At 74.9% G+C, this 10,025-nt stretch carries 8 protein-coding genes; 5 read left to right on the forward strand and 3 right to left on the reverse strand.

Annotated features, from left to right (window positions below):
• Positions 1-390: 390 nt before the first annotated feature.
• Positions 391-885 carry a hypothetical protein gene (locus ACFV0O_RS22415; protein ID WP_380344500.1) on the forward strand — a complete coding sequence of 165 codons (495 nt, stop codon included), beginning with the start codon at positions 391-393 and terminating at the stop codon, positions 883-885.
• 15 nt (positions 886-900) lie between these two features.
• Here the strand turns inward: ACFV0O_RS22415 and ACFV0O_RS22420 are convergent, their stop codons facing one another.
• Positions 901-2,325, reverse strand: a complete 1,425-nt coding sequence (locus ACFV0O_RS22420) for a BTAD domain-containing putative transcriptional regulator (protein WP_380344502.1) — start codon at positions 2,323-2,325, stop codon at positions 901-903.
• Positions 2,326-2,428: 103 nt separating this feature from the next.
• On the opposite strand from ACFV0O_RS22420, the gene ACFV0O_RS22425 reads away from it, so the two are divergent.
• From ACFV0O_RS22425 to ACFV0O_RS22435, 3 genes are all read left to right on the forward strand, one after another.
• A complete protein-coding gene (locus ACFV0O_RS22425; RefSeq protein WP_380344504.1) occupies positions 2,429-5,368 on the forward strand; it encodes a BTAD domain-containing putative transcriptional regulator in 2,940 nt (979 codons plus the stop codon).
• 142 nt (positions 5,369-5,510) lie between these two features.
• Entirely contained in the window at positions 5,511-6,395 is an 885-nt protein-coding gene (locus ACFV0O_RS22430) for a CAP domain-containing protein (protein ID WP_380344506.1), read from the forward strand.
• 153 nt (positions 6,396-6,548) lie between these two features.
• Positions 6,549-7,325, forward strand: a complete 777-nt coding sequence (locus ACFV0O_RS22435) for a GNAT family N-acetyltransferase (protein ID WP_380344508.1) — start codon at positions 6,549-6,551, stop codon at positions 7,323-7,325.
• A gap of 89 nt (positions 7,326-7,414) precedes the next feature.
• Here ACFV0O_RS22435 and ACFV0O_RS22440 read toward each other — a convergent pair whose 3' ends face one another.
• Positions 7,415-8,146: a nucleotidyltransferase domain-containing protein gene (locus ACFV0O_RS22440; RefSeq protein WP_380344510.1), complete on the reverse strand. Its 732-nt coding sequence runs from the start codon at positions 8,144-8,146 to the stop codon at positions 7,415-7,417.
• Between the two features lie 214 nt (positions 8,147-8,360).
• On the opposite strand from ACFV0O_RS22440, the gene ACFV0O_RS22445 reads away from it, so the two are divergent.
• Positions 8,361-9,068, forward strand: coding sequence for a hypothetical protein (locus ACFV0O_RS22445; RefSeq protein ID WP_380344513.1), 708 nt, complete (start codon positions 8,361-8,363; stop codon positions 9,066-9,068).
• 91 nt (positions 9,069-9,159) lie between these two features.
• Here the strand turns inward: ACFV0O_RS22445 and ACFV0O_RS22450 are convergent, their stop codons facing one another.
• Entirely contained in the window at positions 9,160-9,804 is a 645-nt protein-coding gene (locus tag ACFV0O_RS22450) for a TetR/AcrR family transcriptional regulator (protein WP_380344516.1), read from the reverse strand.
• Between the last annotated feature and the right edge of the window lie 221 nt (positions 9,805-10,025).

Below are 10,025 nucleotides of genomic sequence, written 5' to 3' on the forward strand. Positions count from 1 at the left end.
CCGGTGTCTTCCGGGGCTTGACGCCCTGTCCGACGTTTCAAACTCTAGCCGATCCGTACTCCGAAAAGCGAATCCGCCGCAATCCGATAAAACGAACACACCAAAGCAAGAACCGAGTCATGACGCGAACACGCGAACGTGACCCAGCCCGAACCTGGGAAGTGGTGTTTCAGAGGATTGGCCGCCCCGGGACCGTCCGCGCTGACGCGTGTCCGGTGCTCCCTGCCGAGCGACTAGAGAACAGTACTCCTCATCCGCGCCCAGGCCAAACCGCTCCCGCCTCAACAGGACGTTCATCGAACGTCTATCGCCGTTGTCCATGATCGGAACCACCAGAGGGCGCCCGACACGACAGCGGGCGCCGACGTAGGAGAGAGGCAGCACGGGGACATGAAGGTGATGAAGGCGGCGAAGAACACGGCCGTCGGGGCGGCGGCCGTCACGCTGGCACTGGCCGGGACGATGATCTCCGCGGGGACCGCGCACGCGGCCGACCCGGAGACCCTACCCAGGGCCAGCATGCCCGAGCCCGGGGTGCTCTACCCCGGCTACACCATCGACACCGGCTACACGCGGCTGGCCTTCCAGCTCGACGGCAACCTCGTCGTCTACCGCACCCCCGAGGGCGCGCCGGCCTACCCGAAGTGGGCCGCACCGAAGACCTGGGGCTGCGGCCAGAAGGCGATCATGCAGGACGACGGGAACTTCGTCGTCTACGGGGCCGGTAACCGTATCTGCTGGGCCAGCAACACCTTCAAGAGCGACATCTACCAGCGGGCCTCCCTCGTGGTCTGGGGCCTCGGCGGGCTCGCCGTCAACTTCTCGGGCGGCACCGAGAGCGGCGACTCGGGATGGAACACGCTCAACAGCTCCGACCCCTACTAGAGGATCCGAAGACCCTCACCCCCGCTCGGTGAGCCACCTGACCAGGTCGTCCACCGACCAGCGCGGCCGGGCCGCGAGCCGGTCCGCCGCCGTCCGCAGCAGCACCGGCAGGTGGCCGCAGAGGGCGGCCACCTCGGCCGCCGCGTCCGGCTCCTGCCGGATCCTGTCCGCGCCCACGATCCGGGCCAGCAGCTCGTGGGCGTCGCGCGGCTCCAACGGTCCCACCGTGAGCCGTGCGGCGTCCTCGGGCAGCGTGCCCGGTTCCGCACCCGCCACCACGGCCGCGCAGCCCGCCCGCTCCGGCAGGAGCGGCCGCGGGTCGGCCACCCCGTCCAGCAGCACCAGGACGCGCCGCCCGGTGAGCAGCTCCCGGTAGCGCGCCCCGAGCTCCTCGACACCGGCCCCCGCCGCCGGCCGCTCGCCGAACGCACGCAGGAACCCGGCGAGCACCACGTCCGCCGCACCACCGCCCGCGTACAGCTGGCCGTCGGGGAAGGCGTCCTGGACGACGTGCGCCACGTGCACCGCCAGCGCCGACGCGCCGCTGCCCGCCGGACCCGAGAGCCCCACGACCGGCGAACCGTCGCCGGTCGCCCGCAGTGTCCGCTCCGCCCGGCGCACCAGCCCGGCCCGGCCCACCAGGTCGGGGATGTCCGGTGGCAGCTGGCCGGGCCTCGGCAGCCGCCGCGGCAGCGGGGCGTCCCCGCGCCGGATCCGGTCGGCCAGTTCGGCCACGGCGGGCGCCGGTTCGAGCCCCAGCTCCCGGTCCAGCCGCTCCCGCAGCGCCCCGTACGCCGCCAGCGCCTCCGCCGTACGGCCGCAACGGTGCAGCGCCAGCAGGTGCAGCCGGTGCACCTCCTCGTCCTGCGGGTGCGCGGCCGCCAGTGCGGCCAGCGGTTCCACCGCGGCGGTGTGCCGGCCGAGTGCCAGGTCCAGCTCCAGCAGGGTCTTCACCACGGCGAAGCGCCCGGCCGCCAGCCGTTCCCGGGTCCGTTCGGCGAACGGCCCGGGCACGCCGTCCAGCGCTCGGACGCCCTCCCACGCCGCGAGCGCCGCCGCCAGTTCCTCCCTCGCCCGGACCGGATCCCGGTGACGCAGCGCGACGGCCCCCGTGACCGCGTCCTCGTAGCGGAACAGGTCCACCGCCTCGCGCGGCGCCGCCAGCCGATAACCGCCCGCCGCGGCGACCGGCAGCCCGGACTCGCCGAGGGCGCGGCGCAGCCGGTGCACGTGGGTGCCGATCTGCCCCGTCGGGTCTTTCGGCCAGCGGGTCTCGTCCTCCCCCCAGAGGCCCTCGACCAGCCGGTCCGTCGGCACCAGCTGCCCGGGGGCGAGGAGCAGCGCAGCCAGCACGGCCCGCTGCTGCGGCCGGCCGAGCTCGATCTCACGGCCGTCACACGTCGCACGCAAAGGCCCCAGCACGCGGAAATCGAGCCGCACGACCCACCCCTCGAAGCTCGGATTCCGGTGCACAATCTGTGAGCAGAGCATAGGCCGCCGGGGTATGGGGCGCCGCTTTCCGAACGGAAGTGGCGAAATCCCGGTGGGCGACGACTTCGGGGGCGACATGGGCGACACGGGGGGAGCCGGGCTGCGGTTCGGCCTGCTGGGACCGTTGCGGGCCTGGTACGGGGAGCGGGAACTGGAGCTGGGCCGGCCGCAGCAGCGGGCCGTGCTCGCGGTGCTGCTGGCCGCCGCCGGGCGGACGGTGGCCGTCCCGGTGCTGGTCGAGGGGGTGTGGGGCGGGGCCGCGCCGACCGATCCGCGCAAGGCCGTCCAGCTCGCCGTCTCCCGGCTGCGCACCGCGTTCCGGCCGTACACCGGGGACGATCCGGAGCGGCTGCCGCTGGTCCGGGTCGGCGACGGCTACGCGCTCCGGGTGCCCCGGGCGGTCGTGGACACCGCCGCCTGGGAGTCGCTGCTGGCCGAAGCCGGACGGCTGCGGGAGGCCGACGCGCCGCCGCAGGAGATCCGGGAGGTGCTGCGGAACGCCCAGCGGCTGTGGGCCGGCGAACCGCTTGCCGGGCTGCCGGGGCCGCACGCCGACGCCGTCCGGGCCCGCCTCACCGAGCAGCGGATCTCGGCCGAGGAGACCCAGCTGGAGCTGGACGCCGACCTCGGCGACCGCACCGACCTGACCGCGCAGGCCGAGGCGCTCGCCCTGGAGCACCCCGGGCGGCCCCGGCTCACCGCCGTGCTGATGCGGGCCCTGTACCAGTCGGGCCGCAGGGCCGAGGCGCTCGCCGTGTACGAGGACGCCCGCCCGTCGCTGCCGCCGGACGCACCGGGTCCGGCCCGTCTCCATCTGCGCATCCTGCGGGAGGACGCCACCCTGCTCCCGGCCCGCCCGGCCCCCGCGACCGCCGTCGACACCTGGCAGACGCCCGACCAACTCCCCTCCGGGCTTGCCGACTTCACCGGCCGGGCCGAGGAGGTGGACACCCTCGCGGACCGGCTCTGCGGGGCCGGCGGGCGCGCCGTCGTGGTCTCCGCCCTGGACGGCATGGGCGGCGTCGGCAAGACCACCCTGGCCGTGCACGTCGCCCGGCACGTCCGGACGCGCTTCCCCGACGGGCAGCTCTTCGCCGACCTGCGCGGCGCCGACCGCACCCCGCCCGGTCCCGGCGCCGTCCTCGCCGGCTTCCTGCGCGCCCTCGGCGTCGACCCCGCCGACATCCCGCCGGACACCCGCGAACGCAGCGCGCTCTACCGCTCCGCCCTGGCCGGACGACGCGTCCTGGTGGTCCTCGACAACGCCGCCGACTCCGGGCACGTCGAACCGCTGCTGCCCGGCTCGGCCGGCTGCGCCGTCCTCGTCACCAGCCGCCACCGGCTGGCCGGCCTGGCCGGGGCCCACCAACTGCGCCTGGACACCCTCTCGCCCGAGCAGGCCCTGGAACTGCTCGCCCGCATCGTCGGCGCCGACCGCGTCGCCGCCGAAGCCGGGACCGCCGAGGAGGTCGTCCGGGCCTGCGGACTGCTGCCGCTGGCCGTGCGCATCGCCGCCTCCCGGCTCGCCGCCGACCCCGCGCTCACCCTCGCGGCGCTCGCCGAGGGGCTGCGCCACCAGCACCGGCTGGCCGAACTCAGCGACGGCGAAAGGACCGTGGAGGCCACCTTCGCGCTCTCCTACCAGCGCCTGGACCCGGAACTCGCCCGCGCCTTCCGCCTGCTGTCCCTGTCCGACGCCCCCGACCTGCCGCTGCCCTGCGCCGCCGCCCTGATCGGCCGGAGCGCCGACCGGACCGACCGGCTCCTCGAAGGACTCGTCGACCTCAACCTGCTGCACTCCCCCCGCTTCGGCCGCTACGGCTTCCACGACCTCGTCCGCGCCTACGCCCGCGGCCGGCTCGCCACCGAGGAGAGCGCCGCCGACCGCACCGCCGCCACCGACCGGCTGCTCGACTTCTGCCTCGCCACCGCCCGCAACGCCGACCGCGCCGCCCGCAAGGCCGAACCGGCCGAACTCAGCCTGCTCGGCGCAGCCGTGGCCTCCCCCGGCCACCCCGTCGCCGACGGCGCGGACGCCGTGCGCTGGATGCGCGACCAGGCCGAGGTGCACGCCGCCGTCATCGCGCTCGGCTGCGCCGACCCCGCCCTCCCGCTCGACCGCGCCGCCGAACTCGCCGACCGGATGGGCGCCGTGCTCCCCGAACGCACCCAGACCGGCGTCATCGTCGACCTCGCCGGGCACATCGCCGAGCAGGCCGCCGCCCGCGGCGAGCACGGCCCGCTCGCCCTCGCCCGCTACCTGCGCGGCAGCATGCTCTGGCACATCAACCGCTACGCCGAGTCCGAGGAGGAGATCCGCCGGGCCGTCGAGCTGTCGGAACGGGACGAACGGACCGAACGGGTGCTCGCCAAGGCCCTCATCACCCTCGGCAGCAACGCCCGCACCCACGGCCGCTACGCCGAGGCCGCGGAACACGCCGGGCGCGCCGCCGAGCTGTTCCACCGCCTGGGCGCCGAACGCGCCGAGGGCAGCGCGCTCGGCGAGTTCGCGTTCAGCGCCGCCCGGACCGGACGCCTCGCCGAGGCCCGGGACGCCGCCGAACGCTGCGCCCGGCTGATGAGCGCCTCCGGCCCGGTCTCCGCCGCCATCGGCCGCTACTACCTCGCCCGGGTCCTGCGGCTCTGCGACGACCCGGAGGCCGCGCTCGACCACGCCGTCGGCGCCCGCGAGGAGTTCACCGCCCTCCAGGTCACCGTGTTCGCCGCCGCGGCCGGCGACCTCGCCGCCCGCATCCACGCCGAGGCCGACCGCTGGCTGCTGGCCGTCGACGCCGCCGAGACCGCGCTCCCCCTCGCCCGCCGCACCAGCGCCAACCTGGAGGCCGCCCTGCTGCACACCCTCGGCACCGCGCTCACCGGACTCGGCCGCCCGCGCCAGGCCCGGGCCTGTCTGACGGACTCCCTGGAGGTGTACGAGCGGCTGGGCCTGGAGGAGGAGGCCGCGCAGGTCAGAGCGCTGCTCACCCGGTAGACGCGGCATCAACGCAGGCTCCGGCCAGGCGCGTTGAGCGGCCGTCTGCCGCACTCCGGAAATCTCTCCCTCGTCAGGCCCCGGGCCGCCGCGACCGACACGGTCACGGCCCGGGGCGCAGCACGGACGAGAGGTGCGACACATGCCCACGCTCGTACGGAACGGCCAGGTGTGGACGGTCCGGTCGGCGAACGGAACGGTCGTCGACCTGTGCCCCGGACACGACGACCGGGGCGCACCGGTCCACTCCCGGGAGCCCGACGGCACCACCACCCAGGGCTGGGTCTTCTGGGCCGTGGACGGTGACTGGGTGCTGGAGACGCAGCTGACCCGGGGGAAGTACGCCCCCGGCCAGGCCAAGGTCCTGCACTACGACCGTGCCACCCGCCGGACTTCGCTGGCCGATCTGGACGGGCGCCCCGGTCAGCGCTGGTGCCTGGAGGTCGTCGGTGACGACTGGCTGCGGATCCGAACCGCGCGCACCACCGAGGCCGACCTCTTCCTCACCGCGGCCGCCCCCGGGTCCCCGCTCACCCTGGCCCAGCGGGACCACGCCGATTCCGCCCAGCGGTGGCAACTCGTCCCGGCAGGCAGGACCCGCGTCGGCCGGTGGCGGTCGGCAGTCCGTCCGCAGCCCTCCGACATCGACGTCCACGCCGAGATGCTGGCCGCCGTCAACACCGAGCGCGCCCGCTCGGGAGTGCGACCCCTGCGGCTCGACGACAGGCTGAACGCAGCCGCCCAACGCCATGCCGAGGACTTGACCGCGCACGACCTCGTCCGGGACAGCGGCACCGACGGCAGCACACCCTGGCACCGGGTACGCGCCGCCGGCTTCGCCTTCCGCTTCTCCTCCGAGAACGTGGCCGAGGCGGACAACGTGCCGGAGGCCATGCGGTTCTGGATGAACAGTCCCCGCCACCGGGACGCCATACTCGACCCCCGCTTCAACCACCTCGGTGTCGGCAGCGCGCCCCGCCAGCACGGCGCCCGGGGCCGCTGCGTCCAGACCTTCGGCCAGGTCTGACCCGGCTCTCGGCCACTCCGCCCCGACTACCCGGCCTTCTCCCCACCGGCTGCGCGGAACCTCGATGGCCGGCGGCAACACCGCTGACCCCGCGCAGCGCCGGATGCTCCGACCCCACCGGGGTCCGGTCGGTCCGGGCCTATCCTCGACCGCGTGCCCCTCATCAGCCTGCACGACCGCGCCGCGCTCGCCGCCCGGTTCCGCACCGATCCGGCGCTGCACCTGTTCGAGCTCGGCGACCTGGACGACACCACCTGGTCCAACACCGCCTGGTACACCGCCTCCGCCGAGCACGGCCCGGTCGCCCTGCTGTACAGCGGCGGCGACACCCCCGTCCTGCTCGCCTTCGCCCGGCCCGCCGCCGTCCCCCCGCTGGAGGCCCTACTGGGCGACCTGCTGCCGTTCCTGCCGCGCCGCTTCCTGGCCGGACTGCCGGACGGCGCCGAGCGGGCCCTCGCACCCCACTACGCGGTCGAGCGCCGGACACCGCTGCTCCGGATGCTGCTCACCCACGACCTTCCCGCCGAAGTCCCCCACGAGGCACAGCTGTTGACCCCGGACGACCTCGCCGACACGCGCGCCCTGCTGGCCGCGTCGTACCCGGAGGCCTGGTTCGACCCCCGGATGCTGACCGGCGGCGGGTACACCGGCGTCCGCGAGGACGGCCGGCTGCTGGCCGTCGCCGGGGTGCACGTCCACTCCCCAGCCCAGCGGGTCGCGGTCCTCGGCAACGTGACCACCCACCCCGACGCCCGCGGCCGCGGCCTCGCCCGGGCCTGCGTCACCGCCCTGTGCCGGCACCTGGCCGCGACCACCGACCACCTGGGCCTCAACGTCCGCACCGACAACGCCCCGGCGATCCGGCTCTACGAGCGGCTCGGGTTCACCACCGTCGCGACGTACAACGAGCTGGTGCTCAGCGCCTCCTGAACGCCCGGGCGGTGCGCACGGTCAGGCGGTGCGCACGGTCAGGCGGTGCGCAGGTTCAGGCGGTGCGCAGGTTCGGACAGGGCGCCCGGTCAGACGGTGCGTTCGATGGTGCCGTGCCAGGTGCGGCGGTAGCCCTCGGAGAGCGGACCGCCGACCAGGTCGAGGACGTGCCGGGCCGCCCCTGCCAGCGGGTCCGGGTCGCCGTCCCGGCACAGCCGCAGGTGGCCGTCGACCAGGGCCGGGCCGAGGACCGGGTCGGCTTCCCGGAGGCGGCGCGGCAGCCACTTGCCGGCGCCGGTCCAGGCCCGCCGGTGATCGCAGAGCAGGTCGGCGGCGGCGGTCAGCACCTCTGCGGCGATCGCCAGGCGTTCCGCGTCGTCGTCGGCGTCCGCCAGGTCGTCCAGCAGGTCGGTCAGGCCGTAGCGACGGGTCTCCACGGTGTCCGGGGCCAGTGCGGGCGGGCCCTGGCGCAGGTCGGCCCGGGCCCGTTCGCGGGCGCGGGCGCCGTGGCCGTCCGGGTCGGTCAGCAGGAGGCCGGTGGCGTACATGTTCTGGAGGACCGCCCGGCGGGAGGCGGCGTCGACGGCGAACAGCTCGGCGAGGCCGGTCCCGGTGTGGACGAAGAGTTCGACGATGCGGCCCTCGAAGCGGACGGTCTCCCGGTGGGTCCCGCCGCCGTCGGCGACCAGGACCGCGAGGTCGAGGTCGCTGGTGGCGGTGGGGTTCCCGGTCGCGGCGGAGCCGGCCAGCAGTGCGGCGAGCGCGTCCGGGTAACGCTCGGCCACCAGACGGCGGGCCTGATCGACCATTTTCGCAACCATGGCGATCAGGATCGCACGGATCCGGTCGGGCCTGGGGCGGCACCGACCCCGCTTCCCTGATCACGACTCGATATCCCTTGTCACGGACCCGCGAGGGAGTCGTCACGGACCGGTCAAAGCCTGGCCGAAGTCATGGCACCTGTCAGTGGACTGCGCTATGAACGTCCATCAGGAGGGCCGCCCGACGGCGGCCCGCGATGACGGGGGACGTCACATGAAGCCCATCCGCAGCAATCGCCGTGTGCTGGCCCTGGCCGCACTGGCCGCGGTCGGCACGCTCACCATGACCGCCTGCAACGACGACGCGGGGGCCTCGGACACCGCGGCGACGACACCGCCGGCCGCCCCGTCCGCGGCCGCCACCGACGCGCCGTCGCCGAGCGGTGGGGCCATCACCCCGGCCGCCCCGACCTCCGCCCCGGCGGGCGGCGCGGCGTCCGGTACGGCCGCCGCCCCCGCACCGGCCGGCGCCACCGCGGCGCCCGGAACCACGGTCAAGGTCGGCGACGCCGTCACGATGCCGTTCAGCTCGGGCAGCACCAAGGGCACCATCGCGCTCGCGGTCACCTCGATCGAGAAGGGCGACCCGGCCGACCTCACCTCGCTCAACCTGGGCGACAAGGCCAAGGGCCTGGTGCCGTACTACATCCACTACAAGATCACGAACGCCGGCAGCACCGACCTGTCCTTCACCAGCGTCAACCACATGAAGGGCCTGCTGGCGGACGGCACCGAGGCGCAGGACCTGCTGATCATCGGCGCCTTCCCCAAGTGCAAGAGCGACTCGCTGCCCAAGGGCTTCACCAACGGCCAGTCGTCCACCTCCTGCGCGGTGGCGATGTCCCCGGAGGCCTCGAAGGTCGCGGGCGCCGAGTACTGGGGCGACCCGTACACCCTCGGCAAGGGCGTCAACTGGAAGTGATCCACGCGGGCCCGGGGCGGGGGCGGCACACGGCCGGCCCCGCCCCCGGCCCGGGCCCGGCCGACGCCCCGGGCGGGACCCGGGCGGGGGCTCAGGCCCGGGCCGCCGGCCCGCCGTAGATCCGCAGGAAGGCGTCGACGCCGACCGCCGCGATCCGCTCGACCTCCTCGTCCGCCACCGGGACGGCGCCCCAGAACGAGCGCTCGGCGATGCCGTGGAAGGTCAGCAGCGTGTACTGCTCCGCGGCCAGTACGGCGTCCTCGACGGCCAGCAGTCCGCGCTCCGCGAGCGCCTCGAAGTGCGCCGCGAGGTCCCGCAGCGAGGCGATCGGCCCGGCTTCCAGCCAGGCCTCCAGGACGTCCGCCGGGATGTTGGCGACCTCGGCGCGGATCGCCCGGCCGAGGGCCCCGTGCTCACCGGCGGACAGCACCGCGCGGGCCCGCTCCACCGCGAAGTCGACCAGGTCCCGGCGCAGGTCCATCACGCGGTCGAGGTACTTCGCCATCAGGCGCCGGACCTCCTCGGTCAGTTCCGCCGAGTTCTGCAGCGCCACCGACAGGAAGAGGGTCTCCTTGTCGGCGAAGTGGTTGTAGACCGTGCGCTTGGACACTCCGGCCTCGGCCGCGATCGCGTCCATGCTGGCCCGCACGTACCCCTCGCGCCCGAACACCACCGTCGCGGCCTGCGTGATCGCCTTGCGCTTCTCCGGCCGTCCCGCTCCACCCGTGGTCGCCACGGCCCACTCCTCATCCGTCGGCCCACCGGCCGACCCTTCAGAAACTACTCGGTGTAGTTTATCCGACCCGTGCCGGATCCGGAGCCGCCGCCCCGGACGCACGTGATCTATGCTGCCTACGATCTCTACACCCGTGTAGAGGTAAATCGGAAGCCCCCGCCTCCGCCCGCGGGCGGGCGGGGGCCCCCCGCGCCCCGCCCCCCCGGCGCGGCCGGGCGGCG

The sequence above is a fragment of the Kitasatospora sp. NPDC059577 genome (genome assembly GCF_042735475.1).
Classification (GTDB): domain Bacteria; phylum Actinomycetota; class Actinomycetes; order Streptomycetales; family Streptomycetaceae; genus Kitasatospora.

Coding starts and splice junctions, on each gene's coding strand:
- ACFV0O_RS22430 (WP_380344506.1), top strand. CDS start 5,511: ATGCCCACGCTCGTACGGAACGGCCAGGTGTGGACGGTCCGGTCGGCG.
- ACFV0O_RS22415 (WP_380344500.1), top strand. CDS start 391: ATGAAGGTGATGAAGGCGGCGAAGAACACGGCCGTCGGGGCGGCGGCC.
- ACFV0O_RS22440 (WP_380344510.1), bottom strand. CDS start 8,146: ATGGTTGCGAAAATGGTCGATCAGGCCCGCCGTCTGGTGGCCGAGCGT.
- ACFV0O_RS22445 (WP_380344513.1), top strand. CDS start 8,361: ATGAAGCCCATCCGCAGCAATCGCCGTGTGCTGGCCCTGGCCGCACTG.